The 25488-nt window shown below is 43.6% G+C and carries 25 protein-coding genes and 1 pseudogene; 25 read left to right on the forward strand and 1 reads right to left on the reverse strand.

Going from position 1 to position 25488, the window contains the following annotated elements; translation table 11 throughout:
- From KH180_RS11145 to KH180_RS11190, 10 genes and pseudogenes are all read left to right on the forward strand, one after another.
- Positions 1–205: pseudogene (locus KH180_RS11145) on the forward strand (hypothetical protein); the annotation flags it as partial.
- A gap of 98 nt (positions 206–303) precedes the next feature.
- Positions 304–1140: a class II fructose-bisphosphate aldolase gene (locus tag KH180_RS11150; protein WP_290760260.1), complete on the forward strand. Its 837-nt coding sequence runs from the start codon at positions 304–306 to the stop codon at positions 1138–1140.
- A 33-nt stretch (positions 1141–1173) separates the two neighbouring features.
- The gene (locus tag KH180_RS11155; RefSeq protein WP_290760261.1) at positions 1174–1695 is read left to right on the forward strand and encodes a YjbQ family protein; all 522 of its coding nucleotides are present in this window, start codon (positions 1174–1176) and stop codon (positions 1693–1695) included.
- A gap of 16 nt (positions 1696–1711) precedes the next feature.
- Entirely contained in the window at positions 1712–2401 is a 690-nt protein-coding gene (locus tag KH180_RS11160; protein ID WP_024729217.1) for a triose-phosphate isomerase, read from the forward strand.
- 313 nt (positions 2402–2714) lie between these two features.
- Positions 2715–3419, forward strand: a complete 705-nt coding sequence (locus KH180_RS11165; RefSeq protein ID WP_290760265.1) for a ComF family protein — start codon at positions 2715–2717, stop codon at positions 3417–3419.
- Positions 3420–3770: 351 nt separating this feature from the next.
- The gene (mutY, locus tag KH180_RS11170; RefSeq protein WP_290760267.1) at positions 3771–4823 is read left to right on the forward strand and encodes an A/G-specific adenine glycosylase; all 1053 of its coding nucleotides are present in this window, start codon (positions 3771–3773) and stop codon (positions 4821–4823) included.
- 50 nt (positions 4824–4873) lie between these two features.
- Positions 4874–5689: a MetQ/NlpA family ABC transporter substrate-binding protein gene (locus KH180_RS11175; RefSeq protein ID WP_290760269.1), complete on the forward strand. Its 816-nt coding sequence runs from the start codon at positions 4874–4876 to the stop codon at positions 5687–5689.
- 39 nt (positions 5690–5728) lie between these two features.
- A complete protein-coding gene (locus tag KH180_RS11180; RefSeq protein ID WP_290760271.1) occupies positions 5729–6526 on the forward strand; it encodes a basic amino acid ABC transporter substrate-binding protein in 798 nt (265 codons plus the stop codon).
- A 25-nt stretch (positions 6527–6551) separates the two neighbouring features.
- On the forward strand, positions 6552–7229 hold the full coding sequence (locus KH180_RS11185; RefSeq protein WP_009290044.1) for an amino acid ABC transporter permease: 678 nt from the start codon (positions 6552–6554) through the stop codon (positions 7227–7229).
- Positions 7216–7938 carry an amino acid ABC transporter ATP-binding protein gene (locus tag KH180_RS11190; RefSeq protein WP_290760275.1) on the forward strand — a complete coding sequence of 241 codons (723 nt, stop codon included), beginning with the start codon at positions 7216–7218 and terminating at the stop codon, positions 7936–7938. The genes KH180_RS11185 and KH180_RS11190 overlap by 14 nt, the downstream gene beginning before the upstream one ends.
- 232 nt (positions 7939–8170) lie before the next feature.
- On the opposite strand, the gene gdhA is transcribed toward KH180_RS11190, so the two are convergent.
- A complete protein-coding gene (gene gdhA / locus KH180_RS11195) occupies positions 8171–9505 on the reverse strand; it encodes an NADP-specific glutamate dehydrogenase (protein ID WP_290760277.1) in 1335 nt (444 codons plus the stop codon).
- A 202-nt stretch (positions 9506–9707) separates the two neighbouring features.
- Between gdhA and KH180_RS11200 the strand changes: the two genes are divergently transcribed.
- From KH180_RS11200 to KH180_RS11270, 15 genes are all read left to right on the forward strand, one after another.
- Positions 9708–10439, forward strand: coding sequence for a glycosyltransferase family 2 protein (locus KH180_RS11200; protein ID WP_290760279.1), 732 nt, complete (start codon positions 9708–9710; stop codon positions 10437–10439).
- Entirely contained in the window at positions 10423–12981 is a 2559-nt protein-coding gene (locus tag KH180_RS11205) for a YfhO family protein (protein ID WP_290760281.1), read from the forward strand. Before KH180_RS11200 ends, KH180_RS11205 begins: the two co-directional genes overlap by 17 nt.
- A gap of 305 nt (positions 12982–13286) precedes the next feature.
- Positions 13287–14162, forward strand: a complete 876-nt coding sequence (locus KH180_RS11210) for a DUF1002 domain-containing protein (protein ID WP_290760282.1) — start codon at positions 13287–13289, stop codon at positions 14160–14162.
- Between the two features lie 62 nt (positions 14163–14224).
- Complete coding sequence (locus KH180_RS11215) at positions 14225–14491, forward strand: pro-sigmaK processing inhibitor BofA family protein (RefSeq protein ID WP_290760283.1); 267 nt, start codon at positions 14225–14227, stop codon at positions 14489–14491.
- Between the two features lie 187 nt (positions 14492–14678).
- Complete coding sequence (locus KH180_RS11220; RefSeq protein ID WP_290760285.1) at positions 14679–16754, forward strand: BglG family transcription antiterminator; 2076 nt, start codon at positions 14679–14681, stop codon at positions 16752–16754.
- Positions 16748–17023, forward strand: coding sequence for a PTS sugar transporter subunit IIB (locus KH180_RS11225; protein WP_290760287.1), 276 nt, complete (start codon positions 16748–16750; stop codon positions 17021–17023). Before KH180_RS11220 ends, KH180_RS11225 begins: the two co-directional genes overlap by 7 nt.
- Before the next feature lie 25 nt (positions 17024–17048).
- A complete protein-coding gene (locus KH180_RS11230; protein ID WP_290760289.1) occupies positions 17049–18329 on the forward strand; it encodes a PTS ascorbate transporter subunit IIC in 1281 nt (426 codons plus the stop codon).
- Position 18330: 1 nt separating this feature from the next.
- Positions 18331–19047 carry a tryptophan synthase subunit alpha gene (gene trpA, locus KH180_RS11235; RefSeq protein WP_290760291.1) on the forward strand — a complete coding sequence of 239 codons (717 nt, stop codon included), beginning with the start codon at positions 18331–18333 and terminating at the stop codon, positions 19045–19047.
- Between the two features lie 37 nt (positions 19048–19084).
- Positions 19085–19582 carry a prepilin peptidase gene (locus tag KH180_RS11240; RefSeq protein ID WP_290760293.1) on the forward strand — a complete coding sequence of 166 codons (498 nt, stop codon included), beginning with the start codon at positions 19085–19087 and terminating at the stop codon, positions 19580–19582.
- Positions 19579–20388 (forward strand): hypothetical protein, encoded by an 810-nt coding sequence (locus tag KH180_RS11245; RefSeq protein WP_290760295.1) that lies wholly within the window; start codon positions 19579–19581, stop codon positions 20386–20388. Before KH180_RS11240 ends, KH180_RS11245 begins: the two co-directional genes overlap by 4 nt.
- A 104-nt stretch (positions 20389–20492) precedes the next feature.
- A complete protein-coding gene (locus KH180_RS11250) occupies positions 20493–21668 on the forward strand; it encodes a CpaF family protein (protein ID WP_290760297.1) in 1176 nt (391 codons plus the stop codon).
- Entirely contained in the window at positions 21592–22392 is an 801-nt protein-coding gene (locus KH180_RS11255) for a type II secretion system F family protein (RefSeq protein ID WP_290760299.1), read from the forward strand. Before KH180_RS11250 ends, KH180_RS11255 begins: the two co-directional genes overlap by 77 nt.
- A 2-nt stretch (positions 22393–22394) precedes the next feature.
- Positions 22395–23696, forward strand: a complete 1302-nt coding sequence (locus KH180_RS11260) for a type II secretion system F family protein (protein ID WP_290760301.1) — start codon at positions 22395–22397, stop codon at positions 23694–23696.
- A gap of 37 nt (positions 23697–23733) precedes the next feature.
- Positions 23734–23895 carry a Flp1 family type IVb pilin gene (locus KH180_RS11265; protein ID WP_137329962.1) on the forward strand — a complete coding sequence of 54 codons (162 nt, stop codon included), beginning with the start codon at positions 23734–23736 and terminating at the stop codon, positions 23893–23895.
- A complete protein-coding gene (locus KH180_RS11270) occupies positions 23892–25346 on the forward strand; it encodes a DUF5702 domain-containing protein (protein WP_290760304.1) in 1455 nt (484 codons plus the stop codon). Before KH180_RS11265 ends, KH180_RS11270 begins: the two co-directional genes overlap by 4 nt.
- Positions 25347–25488: the final 142 nt, after the last annotated feature.

The following is a 25488-nucleotide window of genomic DNA, read 5'->3' on the forward strand; positions in this document are numbered from 1 at the left end:
AACACACGGATCAATCGCGGAAGCAAAAGAATCTGATGAAAAAGGATATGTACCATTCGGACTTGTGACAAACAAGGCAGTGATGAAGAGAGACGTGAAGAAGGGTGAACTGCTCACTTATGATGATGTTGAATTAGATAAGTCTACTTTGATCTATCAGCTGAGAAAAGAACAGGACGCTATGTACGGAAGAAACGTTTTATAGGCATAAGCCAGAGGCATAATTGACAGAAGCTGTGTCCGGGGAACCGGTGAAACGGCACCGTTCCCCGGGTGCACTTATATTTAAGGAGGAAAGAGAAGATGCTGGTAACTTCAAAAGAATTGTTTAAAAAAGCGCAGGAAGGAAAATTTGCAATCCCTGCACCGAACTTCATTGATCTGGAGTCTCTCCGCTGGCATGTGGAGACAGCTGAAAGACACAATCTGCCGCTGATCCTTGCGTTAGCTGAAGCCCATATCGGGGAAAACATTACATTGGAAGATGCAGCTTTGGTAGGAAAGAAATATGCTGAGGAAGCAAAGGTTCCGGTTGTGCTGCATTTAGACCATGGAACAACACCGGAAGTCATCAAAAAGGCAATTGATCTTGGATTTTCTTCTGTTATGATTGATGCCTCACAGGATACTTTTGAAGAAAATGTAAGAAAGACAAAAGAAATTATTGACTATGCACATCCGAAGGGTGTGGTAGTGGAAGCAGAAATCGGCCACGTTGGAGCCGGTGAAAATTATGAGAACCATGAGACATCTGATTCTCAGTATACAACAGTAGAGGAAGCTAAGAAATTTGCCGAGGAAACAGGCGTGGATTCTCTTGCGATCTCTATCGGTACAGCACATGGAATGTACAAAGGCATTCCGGAAATCAACTTCGACAGACTGAAAGAAATTGCCGCGGCTGTTGACACTCCCCTTGTCCTTCACGGAGGATCTTCTTCAGGAGATGAAAACTTAAACCGCTGTGCAGTAAATGGAATTACGAAAATCAATATCTTCTCTGACCTTTTGGTTGCAGCAAAAGAGGAGATTGACAATAATAAACCGGAAACTTATCTGGATATAAAAGCATTATCAAAACAGGGTATGCAGAAATGTCTGGAGCACTATTATGCCGTATTTGAAACAAAGGAAGCATAACCCCCAAAAGGTATTTAAGGAGGAACATCAATAATGACTGTATATAAAGAACAAATTAGTCTTGAGTCTCATGGAACAACACCGACTTACCTGGATATTACACCTCAGGTAAAAGAGGCAATTAAAAACAGCGGGATCAAAAGCGGAACCTGCACTGTTATTTCACCTCATACAACCTGCTCTGTTTTTTTTGAAGAGTTTGTCCATGATTATAATGAAGCCGGAGATGAATTTCTCCAGGAAGATTTAAACAATGTGCTTGAAAAGATCATCCCAAACCAGGATTCTAAAGATCTCTACATTTATCCGGGAGAAAAGCATTATGAGGCTGTGGAGGCATGGCCGAACGCTGCAGAATATCTGCCGGACGGGGACAGAAAAGCTCTCTGGAACTGTGATGCCCATCTGAAGGCTACGATACTCGGCTCCAGCCAGGTATTTGACGTGGAAGACGGAAAATTAGGTGTAGGATCCACCGGATATGTTTACTTTGTAGATTTTGACCGTACACGTGCCCGCACAAGAAAATGTAAGATCATTGTAATGGGCGAATAGGAAGGGATGGCATAGCATGAAGAAAGAACTTAGAGTACCATTTTTAATCGTCAATCCAAAAGCATATATTTATGGGGAAGAATCCCTGGAGCTTGCAAAAGTCTGTGACCAGCTTGCCGAGGAATATGATATTGATATTATCTTCACCGGGCAGCATGTAGATCTGAAGCAGATTGCACAGGAGACCAAAAATCTGATTGTGACAACACAGCACATGGACGGACTTGTTCCTGGAAGAGGAATGGGATTCATTCTCCCGGATGCCCTGAAAGCAGCCGGAGTGGACGGTGTTATTTTAAATCACGCAGAGCATCCGCTTTCTATGTGTGATCTGGATAAGACAATCAAACGTGCCAATGAGCTTGATATGATTACTATCGTGTGCTCTGATTCTGTAGAACAGACCAGAGCAGTTGCAGAGCTTGGTCCGGATGTCATGATCTGCGAACCAACCAGTCTGATCGGTACAGGAAGCACCAGCGATGATGCCTACATAGAAGCAACGAATGAAGCAGTGAAGTCTGTTAATCCTGATATTAAGATTATCCAGGCAGCCGGAGTCAGCACCGGAGATGATGTGTACAGAGTTGTTGTGGGCGGAGCTCACGGAAGCGGCGGAACAAGCGGAATCTTAAATGCCCCGAGCAGAAAAGGCAAGATCGAAGAAATGCTTCAGGCACTTGTAAAAGCAAAAAAAGAAATATAAGAATTAATTAAAATACTACCATGAATAAATCCTTAAAAGCCGGAGAACCTGATACCTTCTCCGGCTGTTTTTTGCTGAAAATTTCCCAACCACGCTGTATGCGAAAGTACTGATAAACCGCATAAAATCGCAGGTTTGAGATGTTGTTTGAAAAAATCATAAAAAGCACAATCGGTTGGGAAAAACAAAGGTAACGTTGATTTTATGGGGAAAAGTTACTATAATAAAAACAAGAAACCCACGTATTGTCTTTCGTAGAACCTGTTGTTATAATGTAAAAATAAGGAATTCCTTGCTTTCGGAAAGGAATTCTATGTTTTCTTTATTTTTATCCTGTTTATTTCCAAGGCGCTGTCCAATCTGCTGCCATATCTTAAAAAGTCCCCAAAATCTTATATGTCCAGAGTGTTATAAAAAAATCGAATTTGTCCGGGAGCCGGTCTGTTTTTGCTGCGGGAAACCGCTGGAAGACGAAGGAACAGAGTTCTGCAGTGACTGCAGAAAGCATCCAAAATCGTTTCAAAAAGGGGTGGCTTTGTGCCTGTATAACAATGAAGTTAGAGATTCTCTGGCAGCTTTGAAATATGAGAATCAAAAGGAGTTTGCCGAATTTTATGTAGAGGAAATCAGAAGGAAAAAGGCCGTTCTTTTGAAAAAACTCAACGCAGATCTGGTTATTCCTGTTCCGCTGCATAAGAGAAAAAAGAGACAGAGAGGGTTTAATCAGGCCATGCTGTTTGCAGAAGGTATTGGCAATATACTGAACTGTCCTGTCAGCGAATATGCGCTGATACGTACAAAGTATACCAGACCTTTGAAAACACTCACACCGAGAGAGCGCCAAGAAGCTATGGAACACAGCTTTTGGGCATCAGATGAAGTGAGAGGAAAAAGAATCCTTTTAGTAGATGATATTTATACTACCGGCGCCACGGCAGAGTGCTGTGCTAAAGAACTGAAAGACAAAGGGGCATCCGCGGTATATGTATTCTGCATAGCCATAGGACGGGGGTTGTAAAAGGTAGGACATGTTCCGCATGATTTCCGTTCGGCTCTTAGAATGCCTCACTCCAATCATGCAGAACATGGACGTAGTGTCTGCTGGATAATGATGACGGCTGAACAGAAGGTGCCATCCTGCGATAGTTTTTCTTCATTGTCGGAAGGAGGCCTTTCCAGAGCCGATTGGAGATAATGGAGAAAAGCTCATATCCACAGGGCATCCCGTATTTTATGCCCTTCGGGCAGGCGTGCTCCGCACGATAAGGTATAAGTTTTCAAGAATCTCACAGTAGAAAAATATCAGTTTCCCTGATATAATAAACCGTCGGAGATATTTGACTATATTTATATAGAAGGGATACTGAAAATGGAATTGACAAAGGAAATCGGAGAAGCTTTGCTTTTCTGGTATGATCATAATGCAAGAATCCTTCCCTGGAGGGCCGACAAGAATCCATACCGTATCTGGGTATCTGAAATTATGCTCCAGCAGACAAGAGTGGAAGCGGTAAAACCTTATTTTGACCGATTTATGGGCGAACTGCCGGAAGTGAAAGATCTGGCGGAGGTGGATGAACAGAAGCTGATGAAGCTTTGGGAAGGGCTTGGGTACTATAACAGAGCAAGGAATCTTAAAGCTGCCGCTCAGACCATCGTGGAGAAATATAATGGACAGCTTCCGGCTGACTATGAAGCATTGCTTGGCCTAAAGGGAATCGGCATGTATACGGCGGGAGCAATCGCATCGATTGCTTATGATATTCGGGTCCCGGCGGTGGATGGAAATGTGCTGCGGGTGATGGCAAGGCTTCTCGGAGACGATTCTGATATCCTGAAGGAAAAAACAAAGAAAGAGATGGCCGCCAGGGTCATGGAGATCATGCCGGCTCAGAGAGCAGGAGATTTTAACCAGGCTTTGATCGAACTGGGAGCCATTGTCTGTGTGCCGAATGGAGAGCCGAAATGCAGCGGCTGTCCGTGGGATACGGTGTGTACTGCGTACAGACAGGATCTGATCGATAAGCTCCCGGTAAAGAAGCCCAAAAAGAAGAGGAAAATCGAAAAGAGGACAGTGTTTGTTATAGAATCAGACGGCATGGTAGCTCTTAGCAAACGGGAGGATAAAGGGCTTTTGGCGGGCCTTTGGGAATTCCCCAATGTACTCGGAAAGTACAGCCAGAAACAGATAGATGAAAAACTGAGGAGCTGGGGAATGAACGACTGCACTTATGAATTTACCCACGAGGGAAAGCATATTTTCAGCCATATAGAATGGCAGATGACAGGAGTTTTGGTTTCTCTGAAAGAACCAGTAGAAGCAGAGAATCTAACTTGGGTCAATAAGAGGCAATTAGAAGAGGAATACGCCATTCCATCAGCGTTTGAAATGTTTCGGGAGTCTTTACAATCTGCCTATTAAAGGGTACAATTACAGAAGCTATATATTATTATAAGGTAAGGAGAGTAACAATGAAAAAGTTAATAGCAGTAGCACTGTCTGCTGTTGTCTGCTTTGGAGTGCTGGCCGGATGCGGCAGCTCCAAAAAAGAGGACAAGACAATCGTAGTCGGTGCAAGCCCATCACCACACGCAGACATTTTAAAAGTTGCAGCGAAGGAACTGGAAAAGGACGGCTATAAGCTGGAGATCAAAGAGTATTCAGATTATGTCCAGCCGAACAATGCATTAGGTTCAGGAGATCTTGATGCAAACTATTTCCAGCACATCACCTATTTGAAGAATTTTGCAAAGGAACATAAACTGGACTTAGTTTCAGCGGGAATGATTCACTACGAACCGTTCGGCATTTTCCCAGGCAAGGCAAAATCATTAAAGGATGTAAAAAAAGGTGCTGTAGTTGCAGTTCCAAATGACACTACAAATGAAGCAAGAGCTCTTCTGCTTTTGGAGGCTCAGGGGCTGATCAAGCTCAAAGACGGGGCAACTCTGACAGCAACGAAAAAGGATATTGTAAAGAATCCAAAGAACATCGAGATTAAAGAACTGGAAGCAGCCCAGCTGCCGCGTTCTCTGAAGGATGTAGATTATGCAGTTATCAACGGAAACTATGCACTGCAGGCTGGTATGACGGTCAACAAGGATGCTTTGGCTGTGGAAGACGAGAAGTCTGTAGGAGGGGCAAAGACTTACGGCAATGTAGTTGCAGTAAAAAAAGGCAATGAGGACAAAGACTCTATAAAGGCCCTGATCAAAGCATTAAAGAGTGACGCCGTGAAGAAGTACATGGAGAAAGAATATAAAGGTGCGGTTGTACCGTTATTCTAAATCCATTGCAATTAAATTAAGTTTAAGAAGGAGAAGATCATGAGAAAAATTTTAACTGTAGCACTGGCTGGTGTGTTAGCAGCAACAATGTTGTTTGCAGGATGCAGCAAAAAAGAAGAAGCAGCGATACCTGAAAAAATTATTGTGGGAACAAATGCGGAATTTCCTCCGTTTGAGTATGTTGATGATAACAAAAAAGTTGATGGTTTCGACATTGCGCTTATGAAAGAAATTGCGAAACGCATGGATAAGAAGATTGAAATCCAGAACATGGAATTCAAATCATTGATCGGATCTATGGAATCCAAGACAATTAATGTGGTTGCAGCGGGAATGACGAAGACAGAGGAACGTCAGAATGCAGTTGATTTCTCAGACAGCTATTATACATCCAATCAGGCTATCATTGTTAATAAAGACAGCAAGATCACAAAACTGTCTCAGCTGGACGGAAAGAAAATCGGCGTTCAGGAGGGAACGACAGGTGACCTTATTTCATCAGGAGACAAATTCGGTGAGCCGGGAAAAGAAAAAGTTGTTGTTAAAAAGGCAAAGGTAAAAAGATTTAAAAAAGGTGTAGATGCAGTCATGGATCTGAAAAACGGATCGGTAGACGCAGTTGTCATCGATGAAAAGCCTGCTCAGGAATTTGTAAAAAACAATAGCAAGAAGCTGAAATTAGTCATTGACTCTGCGGGAGCAGAATACTACTGTCTGGCACTTCCGAAAGGAAACGAAGAGTTCAAGAAAGAAATTAACAAGCAGTTAAAGGCAATCAAAGAAGATGGAACTTATGATAAACTGAAAGCAAAATACATCGACAATGCCAATAACTAGCAGACGGGAAAGGTAAGATATTGACATGTTAGATTCATATTATCGGGCTTTTATAGCAGAGCAGCGGTACCTTATGTATTTAGATGGACTTAAGATGACGCTGCTGGTATCACTGCTGGCAATTATTCTGGGAGTAGCACTGGGCACAATTCTTGCTCTGATGCGTATGACAGCAGAGCGGAGAGGGAAAAGTACACTTTTATCAAAAATTGCATATGTATATATTGATATCATCAGAGGAACACCTACAGTTACTCAGCTGTTAATTATGTATTTTGTAGTGCTGAAAGGGGTGGACGGTCTGATTGTTGGTACTGTGACCTTTGGACTGAATAGTGCAGCATATGTCGCGGAAATAATCAGGGCAGGGATTCTTGCAGTAGATCATGGACAGATGGAAGGTGGACGTTCTCTGGGCCTGTCTTATGGACAAACAATGAAAGATATTATCCTTCCTCAGGCAGTAAAAAATATTCTTCCTGCATTGGGAAATGAGTTTATTGTCTTAATTAAGGAAACTGCAATATTGGGATACGTATCTATTGTTGACCTCACAAAGGTCGCAGATTTTGTGACTTCACGGACATATGAAGCATTTGCTCCGCTGATCGGAACTGCAATTATCTACTATTTGGTTGTTAAGGTTCTGACCCTTGTTTTAGGGGCTGTGGAAAGGAGGCTGAGACAAAGTGATAAACGTTAAGAATTTACACAAATATTTCGGTTCTCTGGAGGTTCTTAAGGGCATTAACTGTCATATAGAAAAAGGTGAATGTGTTTGTATTATCGGCGCTTCCGGTTCTGGTAAAAGTACATTTTTACGCTGTCTGAATTTATTGGAGACACCGACAAAAGGTGAAATTATCATTGACGGCATGGACATTATGGAGAAAGGCTCCGACGTGGACGAACTGCGCAGGAAAGTAGGGATGGTGTTTCAGCATTTTAACCTTTTTCCGCATTTGTCTATTCTGGACAATGTAACGCTGGCTCCGATCAGACATAAGATGATGACGCCGGACGAAGCCAAGAAGAAGGCTATGGAACTTCTGAACCGCGTAGGTGTGGGCGATAAAGCAGACAGTTATCCTGTACAGCTGTCCGGAGGACAGAAGCAGCGTGTGGCCATTGCAAGGTCTCTTGCATTGTCACCGGATGTTATGCTGTTTGATGAGCCTACTTCAGCATTGGACCCGGAAATGGTCGGGGAAGTTCTTGAAGTTATGAAACAGCTTGCAAAGGAAGGTATGACCATGGCGGTTGTCACCCATGAGATGGGGTTTGCAAGAGAAGTTGCGGACAGAGTTTTGTTTATGGATGGAGGGATCATTCTGGAAGAAGGAACACCGGAACAGATCTTTGATCATCCGAGAGAAGACAGAACGAAAGAATTTTTAAGTAAAGTTTTGTAAGATTGTCATTTCATATAGACTATAAAACAAAAAACATGTTGTTATTTCGCAGCATGTTTTTTGTTTTTCAATAAATTTGTGTTAGGTGGCTGCTTTAACTTTATGCCCAATTAAAAAAGTGCCGAGGATACAAGTTTCCCCGGCACTTTTGTTGTTTAGTTTTTTAGTATAGTTTTTCTGCATTGTCGGAAGGAGGCCTTTCCAGAGCCGACTGGAGATAATGTAGAAAAACTTACACAATCCCCTGTGCTGTCATTGCATCTACAACTTTTTCAAATCCTGCAATGTTAGCACCTGCAACATAGTTTCCTTCCATACCGTAACGTTTTGCAGCGTCATCTAAGTTGTGGAAGATATTGACCATAATATTCTGTAATTTTCCGTCTACTTCCTCAAATGACCAGCTTAAGCGCTCGCTGTTCTGAGACATTTCCAAAGCGGATGTTGCAACACCGCCGGCATTGGCTGCTTTTCCAGGAGCAAATAAGATGTTGTTTGCCTGAAGGTATTCTGTTGCTTCCAGTGTTGTAGGCATGTTTGCACCTTCTGCCACAGCATAGCATCCGTTAGCAACTAATGTCTTGGCATCTTCAATGCCCAATTCGTTCTGAGTTGCACATGGAAGAGCAACATCACAGGCTACAGTCCAAACACCTTTTCCTTCATGGTATTCAGCGCTTGGACGTGCTTTTGCATATTCTGTAAGACGTGCACGTTTTACTTCTTTTACCTCTTTTAACAGAGCCACATCAATTCCATCTTTGTCATAGATCCAGCCAGTGGAGTCAGAAACAGTTACAACTTTAGCGCCTAACTGCTGTGCTTTCTGAGTAGCGTAGATGGCAACGTTTCCGGAACCGGAAATACATACCGTGGCATCTTTCAGGGATTTTCCATTACATTTCAGCATTTCATCTGTAAGATAGAGAAGACCGTATCCGGTAGCTTCTGTACGTGCAAGGGATCCGCCGTAAGACAGGCCCTTTCCTGTGAGCACGCCTTCGTATACACCGCGGATTCTTTTGTACTGTCCGAACATGTAGCCGATTTCTCTGGCACCTGTACCGATATCTCCTGCCGGCACGTCAGTGTCTGCACCGATATATTTGCAAAGCTCTGTCATAAAGCTCTGGCAGAACGCCATAACTTCTCTGTCAGATTTTCCTTTTGGATCAAAGTCAGATCCGCCTTTTCCTCCGCCGATCGGAAGGCCTGTAAGAGAATTCTTAAAGATCTGTTCAAATCCTAAAAACTTGATGATACCAAGATTTACAGACGGATGGAGTCTTAATCCGCCTTTGTAAGGCCCGATGGCACTGTTGAACTGAACACGGTAACCAGTGTTTACCTGTACCTGTCCTTTGTCATCTACCCAAGGCACACGAAATTTGAACTGGCGTTCCGGATTTACAAGACGCTCTAATAAAGCTTCTTTTCTAAACTTTTCCTCATTGGCTTCTACGACTGCGCGAAGAGATTCCAGTACTTCTTTGACTGCCTGATGGAATTCCGGTTCTGCAGGATTCTGGGCAACCACTTTCTCAATTACTTCATCAATGTATGACATTGTGTATCCTCCTTAAACAATACATTAGTATTTTGCTATGCGTGGACTTTTGTCGATAACATTATACAAGAAATGTTTTCAGAAAACAATAGTAAATTACTGCTTTAATGTGCTAAAGCAAATATAAGAAAGGGATGGGGAATTGTTTCATGTTTTATGAAGGGTATGATATAATAACAAAATATATGGAAAGGAAATAATTATGAAAAGTTCAGTTGTCATTGCTTACTATAATGGAAAAGAATATATAAAGGAACAGGCAGATTCTATACTCAGACAGCTTGGATCTGAGGATGAACTGATTATTTCTGTGGATTCTGACCAGGATGGATCTGGAGATCTGCTGAAAGAATTGGCCGAAAATGATGAAAGGGTTCAGGTCATCAAAGGGCCGGGACTGGGGGTCGTAAAAAATTTTCAGAACGGATTATTCCGCTGCACAGGGGATGTGGTCTTTTTGGCTGACCAGGATGATGTGTGGGTTCCTGAGAAAATTGAAAAGGTAACAGCCTGCTTTGAGGATCCGTCTGTCACCGTAGTGGTCCACAATGCACAGATTTCAGATGAGAATCTGAAAAGCCTGAATGAGACAACCTTTCAGTGGAGAGACAGCGGCCCCGGGTTTTGGAAAAATATAAAGAAGAACTCATATATCGGATGCTGCATGGCATTTCGCAGAGATATGCTGAAGCGCCTGCTTCCGGTGCCGGATTCTATCTGGATTCATGATCAGTGGATCGGACTGCTTGCTGAACAGCTGGGCAGGGCAGTATTTTTAGACGATATTCTGTTACTTTACCGCAGGCACGGCGGAAATGTAACAGAACTTACTCACGGCAGTGTCATATCCATGATGAAAAAGCGATATGCTATGATTATTGAAGTCAATCGGCGCATCAGGAGGTGGAAGAGAGAAGATGCCAAAACGAAATAATTTTTACCGGAGAAATAAATCTTTAATTTGGGCATTTCTTGCCCCATTTTTCATACTGGAAGGTATTGCAGTTGTGATGGGAGTACAGCCATTCGGAGACAACTCCTTTCTGATTGTGGATGCACTGCATCAGTATCTGCCGTTCTTTGCAGATTACCATGATAAACTGCGGTCCATGGACAGCCTGTTTTATTCTTTCCACGGGGGCCTGGGATATAATTTTCTGGGATTGTGGGCGTACTATCTGTCCAGCCCGCTGAATCTTGTAATCGTACTGTTTCCCAAAGAGATGCTGAATATGGTTCTCAGCCACCTCTATATTATAAAGATAGCCCTGTGCGGACTGACGGCAGCCTATTATTTCAGATCCAGGGATAAGAAAAGACAGGATATCAGCACTGCGGTATTCGGGCTTTGCTATGCACTGAGCAGTTATATTGTTGGATACAGCTGGAATATTATGTGGCTGGAAGTTATGATGATGCTTCCGCTGATCCTTGCCGGGACAGACCGTCTTATAAAAAAGCGGGACGGCAGGCTTTACTGTGCTGCGCTGTTCTTTTCACTGCTTTGTAACTTCTACATGTCATTTATGACCTGTCTGTTTCTTGTGTTATGGTACCTGCTGTATGACCATAAAAGGGTGAAGGACTTTTTTGTAAACGGATTGAAATTTGCAGGCTATTCCATTCTGTCAGCCATGATGGCAGGCGCGGTTCTGCTTCCGGCTTACCTGGGAATTATGAAAACATCTTCTGCTAAATGGGATTTCCCGAAGGATCTGTGGTATGGCAGCTTTGCAGATCTTTACTGCCGCCAGTTTTTAGGAACAGCCCCGATTACCAACTCTGTAAATGATGGGGAGATCAATCTTTACTGCGGCATCCTGACTCTGATCTTTGTGCTGTTTTACTTTATGGCGTCAAGGATTTCGTGGAAGACAAAGATCAAAAGAGCACTGCTTTTGCTTTTATTGTTTTTCAGTTTCAATATGCCGCTTTTGGGCTATATCTGGCATGGATTTCATAATCAGTACGGAATTCCGAACCGGTTCGCATATCTGTATATTTTTCTTCTGCTGATCATGGCTTATGACGGGCTTTTGGTCATAAAAAGAGAAGGGCGGCAGCAGGCGTGGAAGCTGTGCATATCCTGCGGTATTTTCTGCATGTCTGTGGGCATTGCCAGCCTTCTGAATACAAAGGCTTTTGACCGAAAGGTGCTGGCACTCACCACAGCAGCTGTGTTCCTTTATCTTGTTGTGTTTGCACTGTATGACAGAAAAACGCTTTCCAGGCGCGGAATGGTAGTGATCTGTTCTGTGGTGCTGGCGATAGAAGTGGCTGGCATGGCTGTTTACGGCTTTTCAGAAAATGGTCAGGTAATGGTCAGTGAATACTTCGGCGATACAAAAAACATCCAGAAAGTAAAAGATAAATATAAGACCGGGCCGGACCGGAGAATGGAACTGATGAAAGGGAAAATGCTGGATGAGAGTATCTGGCATACCTTGTACGGAGTGACCATGTTTGGTTCCACAGCTCTTGGAAATGTTGTGGATATAATGGATGATTTAGGGTTTTACACAGGCATCAATGAATATCTGTATGAGGGGGCAACTCCGTTTACCAATAATCTGCTTGGGGTGCGGTACAATCTTCTCAGGACAGCGGATACGAATACGACAGATTTTCAGTATCTGGATCGGATCGGAGACATCAATGTATATGGTAATTCTTACACCACGTCTGTGGGCTATGGCATGAAAAAGTCCGCATACAAATGGAAGTATGATGACGTAAATCCATTCCTGGTTCAGAACAGGCTGTCCGCCGATGGATTTGGCGGAAATGATATATTTCATATGATTAAGACAGCCAAGCCTAAGACCAATGCCTGTAAGATCACTCAGAGCAATGACGGGGAATATGTTTTTGAAAACACGGCCAGTCTTTCTAACAATATGATCTTTGAGATTCCGGTTACAGAGGACGGTAAGCTTTATTTCCATTTTGACGGAAGCCAGGTAGAGGATACGGTCATTTACCGCAATAATGAAGTGTATGCAAGCGGACGCCTGAATGCACAGTGCATTTATCTTGGAGAACTGAAAAAGGGAGATCATATCACAGTCAATATGAAGCTCAAACAGGATGACCTCATGTCCGGAGTGGTCAGGGTTACCCTTGCGTCACTGGATGAGGATGCTATGAAGGACCTGGACGGCAAAATGCAGCAGCAGGCATTCCGGTTAAAAAATTCCTCCAGCAGCACGCTGAAAGGATCTGTAAACATGGAAGAAGCAGGACCGGTATTCTTCTCTGTCCCTTATGACAAGGGCTGGAAAGTGCTTGTGGACGGTAAAGAGACAGAAGCAAAATCTCTTGGAAAGGCATTTCTTTGTGTGGATGTTTCGGAAGGTAAACATGAGATCAAGCTGGAATACTGCCCGGAAGGATTTAAGGAGGGTATTGTTCTGACGGCTTTGGGATGGCTGATATTTGCAGCTGTCTGCCTGAGAAAACGAAAAAAATCCGCCTAAGCGGAGAGGAAGCCGGGAACAGTTAAGTTCCCGGCCGGTTATGAAAAAATTTTAAAAGCCTAGCAATCAAATATGTTTGGTTACTATGATTTTAGTATAAGCGTAAAATGTGAGGGGAATTTGACAAGAATATGAACAAACTGTGAACACAAATATGATTTTTGCCGGTGCCGCTGTCCGCTTTTGCGCGGAAGGTTTAATATTTGAGACAGAAGTGTAAGAAAAAAATAAGTTTTTTATTGCTATTTGCGAAGAAATGATGTGTTAAACTAAGCGGGTAAGAATAATTTACGGAGGAAAATGAGATGAGAAAAAGAAAAAGTTTATTCAGAGCGGCGGCCGCAGTTATGGCGGCAGTCATGGCATTTTCATTTATGCCGTCGAAATTCGTTAAAGCAGACAGTGTGGATGGTGAACAATATCTGGCATTGGGAGCGGATTTAAGCTCAAAAGAGAAACAGACAGTGCTGGAATTGCTGGGCGTAAGCGATACAGCAAGCTATACGATGATTCAAGTCACAAATAAAGAGGAGCATGAATATCTGGGAGACTATCTGTCCAGCAAGGTCATTGGCAGCAGAGCGCTGTCTTCTGTCACTGTCAAGAAGACGGACAGCGGAAGCGGCGTCAATGTTCAGACAGAGAATATTACATACTGTACGGAAGGGATGTACAAGAACGCTCTTGTAACCGCAGGTATCAAAGATGCAGAGGTGAAGGTGGCCGGACCTTTCAAGATCTCCGGTACTGCTGCACTGGTGGGAGTTATGAAGTCCTATGAGGCCATGACTGGAAAGAAAATTCCTGAGAAGAGCAAGGATGCGGCAACAGATGAGCTGATCACTACCGGTGAAGTGGCAGAGAGCATCGGAAAAGAGGATGCAGAAAAGCTTATCGCCGATGTAAAGCAGAAGGTGGCAGAGGACAATTTAAAGACTCCGGAGGAAATCGGCAATGCGATCAACGAGTCTGCAAAGGATTTAGAGATCAATCTTTCTGAGGCTGACCGTCAAAAGATTCAGGATCTGATGGATAAGATCTCTGATCTGAACCTGAATGTGGATCAGTTAAAGGAGCAGGCAAAGGATATTTATAATAAACTCAATGACAGCGGTTTTTTTGAGAAGGTAAAAAACTGGTTTTCAGGATTTGTGGATACCATTAAAGGATTATTCAGCTAATTAAAAAAATTGGATTAACCCTCCTTATGTTTACATACATTAGACATAAGGAGGGATTTTTTATGGATCAGAATCAGATGCTTTTGTACATAATGGTGGGAGGCTGCGGCCTCTGCGTGCTTTACGGAATACTAAAGAGGCCGTCTTACCTCCTGGTCTTGCTTGCAAGAGGAGGGTTCTGTGCGGCTCTCGTATTTGTCATCCATGCCTATTGCCAGAAAAATGGAATCCATGCGCCTGTGGATTTAAATATAGCATCAATAGGGACAGGGGCTCTTTTGGGACTGCCCGGAATCGTAGTATTGTATGTCTTGGGATGCATCGTATGACATGCAGAACATGGACACCGTGTCTGCCAGATAAAGAGATCTGCTGTAAAATTTAATATCTGTTTCAGAAAACTGCACAAACCCGTGCAGTTTTTTGGCGTTCAGAGTATTGCAGGCGAACTTGAAAATATTTGGTTTTGCACGGATATGAATACAAACATATAATGATTTTAAGGAGGGGGAAGAAGTGAATAATCGATTAAAAACTATTTTCTTATTCTTAATACAAAATGATGATCAGCATGTGACAGTGAAGGACCTTTCACACAGGTTTTCGATCAGCATGAGGACTGCTTACAGTGACTTAAACCAGATTGACGATTTTCTTTTAGAAAACGGCTTTATGTCTCTGACCAGAGAAAAGAGCAAAGGAGTTATGCTGCAGCTGGACAGCCAGGCGAAAAGGCAGCTTCAGAAGATTTTATGGAGCGGTAAGGACACAAATTATTCTCCCAGGGAACGAAGTCTCCAGATTATCCGTTATCTGCTGGAAGGACCGGACTATATTACTATTGATGAGATATCCAACCATTTTCAATATTCCAGAAACACCATTGTCAATGATTTGAAAAAGGTGAAAAGCTGGCTGGATGGACATGATTTGAAATTGATGACGTATCCGTATAAAGGGATCTGCATTGAGGGCAGGGAACGTTCCGTGAGAGCTGCATGGACATCCTGCCTCACAGAAGACAGTGGAGTGAAAAATCTTACAAATGAGCTGAGGAATTTGAATAAAACCAAGAGTGAAGCTGAAGCATTAAAACTGATTCAGACCATATCTGATCTGGAAGAGGAACTGAACACAAGACTTTCGGATGAAGCCTATGGGCGGATCGTGCTGTGCCTTGGATTTTCCGTTTACAGAATCCGGAATGGAAAGGAAATAGAAAAGACATTCCTGTACCCGGGGTTAGAAGAATCAAATGAGTATCAGGCAGTCTCAGACAAAGGAAGTGAGATTGAAGAAGCTTTTGGCATACAGTTTTCCGGAAATGAAAAGGCTTATCTTGCCTCCCTTTTTATCGCCAGCAGTCTGCAGGATGAAAAGAATTTCGGTAAGATTGTGAACCAATGGCTGCCGCTTCAGATAGTGGTCAGAAAATTAATCATGGCTATGGAAGCAGAGCTGAATGCAGAATTTATGTCAGATCAGCAGCTGTTTTACGGCCTGCTGGCACACTTGCGGCCGGCATATTACAGAATTCTCTGTGGTATGCCCACCGACAATCCTATGTATGAATATGTCACAGAGAATTTCAGCCTGATCCATGAGAGCATGATGGACCGCATTTCTATTGCAGAGCAGGACCTTGGCATCACGTTTCCGGAAGAGGAGGTTTCCTTCTTGACAATCTGTTTTGCAGCAGCGCTGGAGCGGCAGAAAAAGAGAAAGAAAAGGCTTCCTTTTGTCATGGTGGTGTGCAGTACAGGGACAAGCACATCTCAAATGCTCTTATCCCAGTTAAAAAGCAGATTTCAGATTTCTCTTCTCGGTGCCTTTCCGGCAAGAAAAGCGGATGAAATCCTGCAAAAGCAAAAAGTTGATCTGATTATTTCCACAGTGGAGCTGATCCGGGATGATGTGAAGATTATCAACGTAAGTCCTGTGCTGGAAAAACATGATATAGAACGGCTGAGTGATGTGCTGAGCACTATTGATACAAACATCAGTATAGATGAAATTTTGGGAATCATGAAACGCCATGGATCCATTCAGGATGAAGGAGGGCTGAAGGAAGAACTTAGACAGTATTTTGAACCGGAGATGATAGATTCAATAAAGACAGGAAAGGACAGAGATCCAATGTTGATAGAAGTATTAAACGAAGACTTGATTGAGACAAACGCAGAAATACAGACCAGGGACGAAGCGGTCAGAGAAAGCGGGCGGCTTCTGTGCAGACAGGGGTTTGCCAGAGAAAGCTATGTGGAGGCTATGATTCAGAATGTAAAGGAGAACGGAACCTATATTGTCATTGCGCCGGGAATCGCCATGCCTCATGCCAGACCGGAATGCGGTGCAGAAAAAATAGGCATCAGTCTTATAACATTAAAAGAGCCGGTGGTATTTGGCCATAAGGTCAACGATCCGGTAAAAATCGTGATCGGCCTCTGTGCCATAGATCACCAGACTCATTTGACCGCACTTTCAGAGCTGGTGGAAATATTAAATGACAAAGAGAAGATAGATATGATCTTAAAAGCCGTATCACCGGAGGAAGTGATGGATGTAATAAAGAAAGGAGCAGCCTTATGTTAAATATAGTCACAGTTTGCGGAGCGGGAGTCGGAAGCAGTATGATGATGCGCCTCTATGCGCAGCAGAGCCTGTCGGAGGAAGGAATCGAGGCTGTTGTTGAGGCGGCGGATATCGGATCGGTCAATCCGGATGCCTACGATGTGGTAATCACTACATCTGATTTTGCAGACCTGCTGCACGCATCAAAAGCAAAAATTATAAGAATTGACAACATGATGGACAAGGGATACTTAAAGGAACAGCTTTTAAAGACGCTGAAAGAGCTTTAGGCGGGGATGAAAGAAAGGATAAAATATGAATATATTGATGTACTTGATCAACAACGTTTTTAATCAGGCGGTGTTTGTCATAGGAATGGTAGTTTTTCTGGGAATGCTTGTGCAGAAGACAGAGTTATCCAAAATTGTTGCAAGCACAGTAAAGACAATGATCGGATTTCTGCTCATAAACACAGGAGGGCAGACTCTCGGTGTGGCACTGCTGCCTCTGCAGCCTATGCTCATAAAGGTCTTTCATCTGCAGGTGCAGGTACAGGATCTGGGCGCGGCCCAGGCGGAGAGCCTCGGAGATATAGGAAGTGAAATGGCGCTGATCTTTGCCCTGGGATTTCTGATGAATATTTTTCTGGCAAGGATCACGAAATATAAGTATGTGCATCTCTCTGCCCATGTGTCATTTTTCTATTCCGGCCTGATTGCAGCTGCGTTAAAATTCGGAACCAATTTAAGTTTTCTGCCGCTGGTTCTTCTGGGTGCTGTTTTGCTGGGAAGTTATATGACATTTACTTGTGCATATGTAGCACCGCTGATGAAAAATATCAAGGGAGGGGAAGGTTTTACTTTGGCACATTCCAGTTCCTCCGGTGTGTGGCTTGCCGCAAAAATCGGCGGACTTGTGGGCAATAAGGAACATGACCTGGAAGATATTAAAATACCGAAGAAACTTAACTTTTTAAGAGAGATGACCATCGCTCTGACGGTTGTTATGACCCTCATGTTTTTTCTGATTTCCCTGATCAGCGGGCCGGGATGGGTTATGCAGAATGTCAGTGAAGGGCGTGATATCGTTACTTTTTCTCTGCTGAATGGCCTGCAGTTCGGTCTCTGGATCACAGTGATTATCACCGGTGTAAGGATGCTGTTATCTGAGATCATCCCTGCATTCCATGGGATCGCAGACAAAATCATTCCAAATGCAGTGCCGGGACTGGATGTGCCGCTGCTGTTTCCGAATCATCCAACCTCTGTCATCTTTGGCTTTTTGGTAAGTCTGGCAGCAGGATTTGTGGGTATGGGTATTTTAGGAATGATTAACTATCCGGTTGTTGTGTTCCCGGCCCTGATCCCTACCTTTTTTACCGGTGCTGTCACAGCTATTTTCGGAAATTCCACAGGAGGAATCAGAGGTGCTTTTGCCGGATCTTTTTTAAACGGCATGATCCTGATCGTAGGACAGGCCCTTTTGCTTCCGATGATCGGAACCTATGCCCCGATTATGAGAATTTTAAGCGAGACAGACTATTGCCTGTACGGCCCCATTTTAGGAGGAATCTTAAAACTTTTGGGAGGTATATAAGATGAGGGATCTCGTATTGTATATGACAGCCGGATATCCTGATGAGAATACGTTTTTCAGTATATTGGACATAATGGACGAAGAACATGTTCCTGTACTGGAACTTGGCATCCCGGCAGAGGATCCGTTTATGGACGGTGATCTGATCAGACAGAGCCACCGGGAGGCACTTGCATCCGGGATGGACTGGAGAATACTTGAAAGTTTGCTTGAGAAAATACGCAGAAGATATAATTTCCGCATCATATTAATGACGTACCGGGAGGGTATCGGAAGATTCTGTCTGTCTAAACTGAACACTGCACTTTATGACGGTGTTTTATGTGTGAATGACACTTTGACTATATCGTCCGGGATGAAGCCGGTGCAAATATATAATGAGACAATGGATGAATCTGAAATCCGGGATCGTTTGAAAGAAAATATGAACTTCGCATATGTCATGAGCGGAAGCGGGAAGACTGGTTCATTTTCTTGTCTGCCTGACAGATACATAGAAACTGTGAAACTTTTAAAACAAATGACGAAACTGCCTTTATATGTTGGATTTGGAATACGGACGCCGGAGGATGTAAAGACGGTATGCAGCCATGGGGCAGACGGGGTAATTATTGGCTCACATTTTATGAAAGTATTCAGAGACGGCGGAATTGGCAAATGTAAAAAATATATAAACAGCATAAACAATTATTTACAAAAAACAACTTTACAACCATAGGGGATAATTGTAAAATAATACCATAGGAAGGAGGCCTATGGTATTATTATTTTATTTACTGGCGGCAGCTGTGTGGGATCTGGTCCAGTTCCGGGTACCGAATTATTTTATACTTTGCGGACTGGTTCTGGGATATCTGCTGTGGCCGTTTCATGATTTAAGTATCCCGGAAGTTCTGCTGGGGAGTATGTGTCCGGTGATCTTTTTATATCCCCTGTTTGCTGTGGGAGCGTTCGGGGCAGGAGATATTAAGCTTTTTATTGTCACAGGACTTTTTCTCGGCCGTCTGAACCTGTATCTTGTTACAGTTTCGTTTTTTACCGGCGGGATTCTTGCGCTGTTTAAGATGATTTCTGACCGAAGTCTGATCCCGCGCCTAGTCTATTTCTATTCTTACATGATTCAATGTATCAGTCAGAAGAAAATCAATACTTACTTATCCTATTCCCCTGAAAAGGGAAAAAACAGAATTCACTTTACTGCGGCAATATTCCTCGGATACTTGCTGCTGTCTGCCTGGAGGGAATGCCTATGAGCCATATCTTGATAGGAATTTACGATGAAGATACTGTCTACGGAAAGCGCCTGATGGAGTATATCAACCGCCAGAAGGTTTATCCTCTTACAGCGGCGGCCTTTACAACGGCAGAGGGGCTGAAGGAGTTTATGGAACAGCAGGACGTAAGAGGAGCAATTCTTGCGGAAGGAACCCCGGTCAGCACAGACAAACCCGTCTATTATCTAAAAAGAGATCAGTCATCAGAGTCCTGCCGGTATGGGAATGCAAGACAGATTATAAAGGAGGCTTACAGTGTTTTTAATCCCGGCAGACAGAGAGCTGCAGGAGTGACAGGAATTTATTCTCCTGCTGAAAACCGGAAGCGGACAGGCTTTGCCCTTCAGACTGCCAGAGAAACTAATGCCCTATATTTTGGAATGGAATCTTACGGACGGGCTGGTACTGAAGGAGCAATGGAAAATCTTTTGTTTGCAGTAAAGGTACGGAAAGATCAGATTGCGGATTTGGTCAGGGAGTCATCTAAAGATATAAATGGGGTGAGAGGATTTCCGTCTGCCCGGTGTTTTTTAGATTACCGCGAAATCTCCGCGGAAGATTACCGGTGGCTGTTTCAAAAGCTGGCGGAGGCAGACATATCAGCGGTACTGGATATGGAGACAGCCTGTATTTATGATTTTTCACTCTTTTCGCTGTGTGATTATTTGTATCTCCCGGTATGGGAAGAGGACATGGAAGATCCAAGGCTTTTGGGCTTTAAGGAAGTATCAGAACAGCATCCTATACTTTCTGCACTTAACTGGAAGGAGGTCTTTTTATCATAGAACCAGAGCTCAGAGAACAGAACAAGGCATCCCTCAGAGAGATATTAAAGGAAAGAGTTCTCAGCCGGGCAGATCTCATCTGCGATATAAGCGACAGGCAGCTTTTGGAATTCATTGAGGAAGAACTGTATTTGATGTCGGGAGAGTCGTATCTTTCGCTAAAGGACAAATATGAACTGTTAAAGGAGGTGTATAACGCTCTGCGCAGACTGGATATTCTTCAGGATCTTCTGGAGGATGATTCTATTACAGAGATCATGATTAATGGATATAAAAATGTATTTATAGAGGTAAACGGAAAGCTTGGCAGATGCAGCAAATCATTTTCATCAGAAGAAAAGCTGTACCAGGTCATCCAGCAGATTGTCGCAGGGGCAAACCGGATTGTCAATGAGTCTAATCCCATTGTGGATGCAAGGCTGCCGGACGGCTCCAGAGTGAACGTGATGCTGCCGCCGGTTTCCTTAAACGGAGCCACAATGACGATCAGAAAATTTGCCAGAGAACCTATGACTATGGAATGGCTGAGAGCAAAAGGGGCATTTTCAGCTTTTACGGAGAGGTTCTTAGAGATTTTGGTCAAGGCAAAGTATAACATTTTTATTTCGGGAGGAACGGGCAGCGGCAAGACAACCCTGTTAAATGGGCTGTCCAACTGTATTCCGGCGGACGAAAGAATTATTACAATCGAAGATTCTGCAGAACTGAGGCTTAACGGCATTGAAAATCTGGTGCGGCTGGAAATGCGGAATGCCAATATTGCCGGAGAAAATCAGGTAACCATAGCCCAGCTGATTAAAGCGGCCCTGAGGTCCAGGCCGGACCGGATTGTCGTGGGAGAAGTCAGAGGAGAGGAGGCTCTTTCCATGCTGAATGCTATGAATACGGGACACGATGGATCCATATCGACAGGGCACTCCAATAACCCTGAAGACATGCTGAAGCGTCTGGAGACCATGGTGCTTATGGGAGTGGACATGCCGGTTTCAGCCATAAGGGGGCAGATTGCATCTGCTATTGATATTATCATCCATCTGGGCAGGATCAGGGACGGAAGCAGAAAGCTCATGGAGATTGATGAGATTCTGGGAATGGAAGACGGACAGGTAAAGATGAAACAGCTTTTTGTATATGACCAGGAGACAGGGCTTCTGCCTGCCGGATCTCTGAAGAATATCAAAAAACTTAAGGAGTATGGCCAATATGAAGCATATGAAAGATTATTGTCAGAGTATCAGGAGGGAAATACGGAACAAACCGGGGATAAGAACGATCTTTAAGAGCCTGGGCACCGGGAAGGCCGTGTTTACAGCGGTGCAGGGATTGGTTTTGGTTTTTGTGGCTGCCTATTTGTTTTATGACCGGATCTGGCTGGGAATATCCTACATTGTTTTATTTTATCCTTACATGCTTTATCAGTTTAAAGAACAGGAAAAGAAACAAAAAAGGCAGTCCAGGCTGGAATTTAAGGAAATGCTGCTTTCTGTTTATAACAGCCTGAGTGCGGGATATTCTCTGGAAAACGCTATGAGAGCTGCAAGGGATGATCTTAGAGCAGTCAATGGAGGGAAAAAGACGGTGCTGGAGCAGGAACTTTCTATTCTTTGCTCCGGATTGGAGATGAATCAGCCGGTTGAGGTGTTGATGGAAAAGCTGGCATCAGCTCTGGGTGTGGATGAAGCAGAACAATTTGCCCAGGTACTGTGGATTATTAAAAGAAACGGAGGGAATCTGATTCAGATTATTAAAAAGTCTGTGGAACATATGAACCAGAAAATCCAGGTAAAAGAGGAAATCCTAACAATGGTGTCTGCAAAGAAAATGGAACAAAAGATTATGTCCGTCATGCCTTTTTTTATTCTGCTGTATGTACGCCTTATGAATCCGGGTTATTTTCAGGTTTTATATGAATCTCCGGGAGGCGTTTTATTGACAACTGTCTGCCTGGCCGTTTTAACTGTCTCTGTAATCTGGGCAAAAAAAATTGTAGAGATTGAGGTGTGACAATGATTGAAAAATGGATTCGCCGGCTTCCTGACAGTGCTGTAAGGAGCCGCAGGATGTGCATTCAAAGCTATTTCTGCGGGACGAAAGAGGAGCTGGAAAAGGAAGTGTGGCGTTCGTTTAAAGAGCAGTGGAAAAAGGTAATATGGGTTTTTCTGGTTTTTCTGGCGGTCATATGCCTTGCGGCGGCATCAGAGCTGCTTGCAGGGCAGGAAATTATTATTCACAGAAACGCCGAAGGAGAGGAAATAAATCAGGAATTAAGCATTGATACAGGCAGAGAGAAGGAACTGTATGAGCTGAATGTCCAGCCAAAGGCTTACAGCAGGGAGGAAGAAAAAAAGGCTTTTCAAAAAGGAGCCGAATACTTAAAAAAGCATATGAAAGGTAAAAACAGTTCATTAAATGAGGTGAAAGAAGCTTTGGACTTTCCGAACCGGATTCCGGGTACTCAGATTAAAGTAAGCTGGGAGACAGAGGATCTCAGTGTTATTGATGAAGAAGGCAATGTGTTCAGCGAAGGACTAAAACAGCCGGTGATTTTAAAGACAACGGCAGTTCTGTCGTATGGGGACCACAGGGAGCTGATAACAGTGCCGGTCCGTGTTGTTCCAAATCATGCAGGAAAGAAAGAATCAAAGCTGGAAGGTACGAAAAAGGAGCTGAAAAGTATTGAGAGGGAACATGCCCAAGAAGAGTCTTTTGCTATTCCGTCCACGGTTAAGGGAAGCAGCGTCAGGACAGGAGAGCAGGTTCAGGGGCGTCTGCCGGTTCTGGCAGTCATGGGAATTCTGTGTCTGGGGCTTTTATGGTATACGGAAGAGGAGAGACAGAAGCAGAAAAAAGCAAAGGCTTTAAAGGAGACAAGGGATGAATATCCGCTGATTATCAGTAAGCTGGTTTTGCTGCTTGGAGCCGGAATGACAATACAGGGTGCAGTTCATTCCATCGCATTATCCTATGATACAAAACATCCTAAATTTATATATAGGCAGTTTCAGGAGGCGGATAAGAAGATCACTCTGGGAATGCCTCAGACGCAGGCTCTTAAGGAATTGGGCAGCAGTATTCAGATGCCTTGCTATAAGAAATTGGCAGTCTTGATGTCCCAGAGCCTGGTCCGGGGATCAAAGGATCTTTTGGGCCGTCTGGAGGAAGAAGAGGCAGCCGCATTTGCTGAACGTAAGGAAACAGCCAGGCGCAAAGGCGAGGAGGCAAGTACAAGGCTTTTAATGCCCATGATCCTTATGCTTGTAGTGATTCTTACTCTGCTGATGGTGCCTGCATTTTTATCATTTTCATAGTCTGCCCAATGAAAGGCAGAAGAAAGGAGTTTAATCAATGAATAAGTTTATCAGAGATGAGTCCGGTATGGGTGTGGTCGAAGTCATTTTGATTATCGTTGTACTGATAGGGCTTGTTATCATTTTCCAAACCCAGATTAAAAAAGTGGTGCAGAACATCTTTAAAACAATCACGTCCAAAACAGGACAGGTTCAATGAGGCTGGACAAGAGAGGAAGCGTGACAGTTTATGTAAGTCTGCTGTTTCTCGTATTTCTTCTGCTGTTAAGCATGTGTCTGGAAGGAGCTTATCTTTATCTGGGAAAAGGCAAAGCCTCCGGAGCTTATCTTGCATCACTGTCCAGCACAAGAGGTAATTACCAGAAGGAATTAGAACAAAAGTATCATTTGTTTGGTTTAGATGTACGGTATGCAGCACAGCTGGATGAACAGATTGGAGAGACGCTGAACTACGGCCTGACAGCCGGAAGGGACCCTTTTATATTTCACACGGGTTCCACAGAGATAAGCAAAAAGGTTTCTTTGGCAGACCGGCAGGGAGAGATCCTGAAAAAACAGATTGAAGATTTTATGAAGTATGATCTGGGAAAAGACGGAATTAATGCGTTAAAAGAATATGTGCTGAAGCTGCCGGAGGGAGGGGATGCTTCCCAGGCAAAGCAGGTGATTGACCGGGCAAATGAACAGGACACCGATGAAAATGAGCAGAGCCAGAAGCAGGAAAGTACAAAGCCTGCAGAGAAAGCAAAGGATCCGAGAAAAGGATTGACCAGACTGCTGCGGGAGGGAACTGTATCGATTGTTTTAGGAAAGGATGCAGATGTGTCAAAGCAGGAGGTTCCGGTAGTTTACGGCGGCGGAGGGAAACAAAAAGAAAAAAAGCTTAATTTTTTCCGTGCAGAGTCTGTCAGTGAGAGTCTGGATGAACAGATAAAAGAGACTGCCAAGACAGGTATCAGGACTGAGCTTATGTCCATAGCTTATGCATCCAAATATTTTCACAGCTACACATCCAAAGAAAAAAAGAAAGGGCTTCAGTATGAAATAGAATACTTGATTGCCGGAAATTCATCTGAAAAAGAAAACCTGGGAGCAGTATTTTCTAAAATTCTTTTGCTTCGATTTCTTCCGAACTTAATCTACGTCCAAAAGGATCCGTCAAAACAGACACAGGCAGAAGCATTGGCCGCTGCAGTACTGGGCATTACGGGGCTGACGCCTGCGGTTAAGCTTGTAAAGGAGCTTTTACTGGCCGCTCTCGCCTATGGGGAATCGGTTATAGATATAAGAAACCTTGCAGAAGGAAAGAAAATTCCGATGTGGAAGTCAAAAGACACCTGGCAGATGGAGTTTTCAGGCCTGGCGTCACTTTCAGCCGGGAGAAAACCTGTGAAACAGGGACTTTCTTATACTGATTATCTGTGCCTTCTTTTGGCAGTGCAGACAAAGAAACAGGAAAAGTATCTGAGAATGATGGACCTCATCGAAGCCAACATCAAAATGGAGGTTCCGGAATTTTCAATGAGAGCATGCTATGTTTCGTTTCAGGCAGAGACAGAGATGATACTGGAGCCTTTTCATTTTGGAGGCGTCAGCTTACCGGTAAAGAACAAGTATCATTGGAATCTGAAGGAAATATCAAAATATTAATTGACAATGAGAGGGGGAGAGCAGAGGTGTTCCTCAATTGCATAAAAAAACATTTCTCCAAGCCAACAGCCAACAATACAAATTTATCAATTGAATACAGGCAATCTGAGAGGACATCTCTGCTCTCCTCCTCTGAGGGGAG

This window comes from Anaerostipes sp. (genome assembly GCF_018381315.1).
Classification (GTDB): domain Bacteria; phylum Bacillota; class Clostridia; order Lachnospirales; family Lachnospiraceae; genus Anaerostipes.

Excerpts from the sequence above, each read along its gene's own strand:
- gdhA (WP_290760277.1), bottom strand. The coding sequence starts at position 9,505 with ATGTCATACATTGATGAAGTAATTGAGAAAGTGGTTGCCCAGAATCCT.
- mutY (WP_290760267.1), top strand. The coding sequence starts at position 3,771 with ATGGAATTGACAAAGGAAATCGGAGAAGCTTTGCTTTTCTGGTATGAT.
- KH180_RS11210 (WP_290760282.1), top strand. The coding sequence starts at position 13,287 with ATGAGAAAAAGAAAAAGTTTATTCAGAGCGGCGGCCGCAGTTATGGCG.
- KH180_RS11265 (WP_137329962.1), top strand. The coding sequence starts at position 23,734 with ATGAATAAGTTTATCAGAGATGAGTCCGGTATGGGTGTGGTCGAAGTC.
- KH180_RS11200 (WP_290760279.1), top strand. The coding sequence starts at position 9,708 with ATGAAAAGTTCAGTTGTCATTGCTTACTATAATGGAAAAGAATATATA.
- KH180_RS11150 (WP_290760260.1), top strand. The coding sequence starts at position 304 with ATGCTGGTAACTTCAAAAGAATTGTTTAAAAAAGCGCAGGAAGGAAAA.
- KH180_RS11205 (WP_290760281.1), top strand. The coding sequence starts at position 10,423 with ATGCCAAAACGAAATAATTTTTACCGGAGAAATAAATCTTTAATTTGG.
- KH180_RS11255 (WP_290760299.1), top strand. The coding sequence starts at position 21,592 with ATGAAGCATATGAAAGATTATTGTCAGAGTATCAGGAGGGAAATACGG.
- KH180_RS11270 (WP_290760304.1), top strand. The coding sequence starts at position 23,892 with ATGAGGCTGGACAAGAGAGGAAGCGTGACAGTTTATGTAAGTCTGCTG.
- KH180_RS11185 (WP_009290044.1), top strand. The coding sequence starts at position 6,552 with ATGTTAGATTCATATTATCGGGCTTTTATAGCAGAGCAGCGGTACCTT.
- KH180_RS11155 (WP_290760261.1), top strand. The coding sequence starts at position 1,174 with ATGACTGTATATAAAGAACAAATTAGTCTTGAGTCTCATGGAACAACA.
- KH180_RS11240 (WP_290760293.1), top strand. The coding sequence starts at position 19,085 with ATGGTATTATTATTTTATTTACTGGCGGCAGCTGTGTGGGATCTGGTC.
- KH180_RS11215 (WP_290760283.1), top strand. The coding sequence starts at position 14,225 with ATGGATCAGAATCAGATGCTTTTGTACATAATGGTGGGAGGCTGCGGC.
- KH180_RS11180 (WP_290760271.1), top strand. The coding sequence starts at position 5,729 with ATGAGAAAAATTTTAACTGTAGCACTGGCTGGTGTGTTAGCAGCAACA.
- KH180_RS11225 (WP_290760287.1), top strand. The coding sequence starts at position 16,748 with ATGTTAAATATAGTCACAGTTTGCGGAGCGGGAGTCGGAAGCAGTATG.
- KH180_RS11165 (WP_290760265.1), top strand. The coding sequence starts at position 2,715 with ATGTTTTCTTTATTTTTATCCTGTTTATTTCCAAGGCGCTGTCCAATC.
- KH180_RS11245 (WP_290760295.1), top strand. The coding sequence starts at position 19,579 with ATGAGCCATATCTTGATAGGAATTTACGATGAAGATACTGTCTACGGA.
- KH180_RS11160 (WP_024729217.1), top strand. The coding sequence starts at position 1,712 with ATGAAGAAAGAACTTAGAGTACCATTTTTAATCGTCAATCCAAAAGCA.
- KH180_RS11230 (WP_290760289.1), top strand. The coding sequence starts at position 17,049 with ATGAATATATTGATGTACTTGATCAACAACGTTTTTAATCAGGCGGTG.
- KH180_RS11175 (WP_290760269.1), top strand. The coding sequence starts at position 4,874 with ATGAAAAAGTTAATAGCAGTAGCACTGTCTGCTGTTGTCTGCTTTGGA.
- trpA (WP_290760291.1), top strand. The coding sequence starts at position 18,331 with ATGAGGGATCTCGTATTGTATATGACAGCCGGATATCCTGATGAGAAT.
- KH180_RS11260 (WP_290760301.1), top strand. The coding sequence starts at position 22,395 with ATGATTGAAAAATGGATTCGCCGGCTTCCTGACAGTGCTGTAAGGAGC.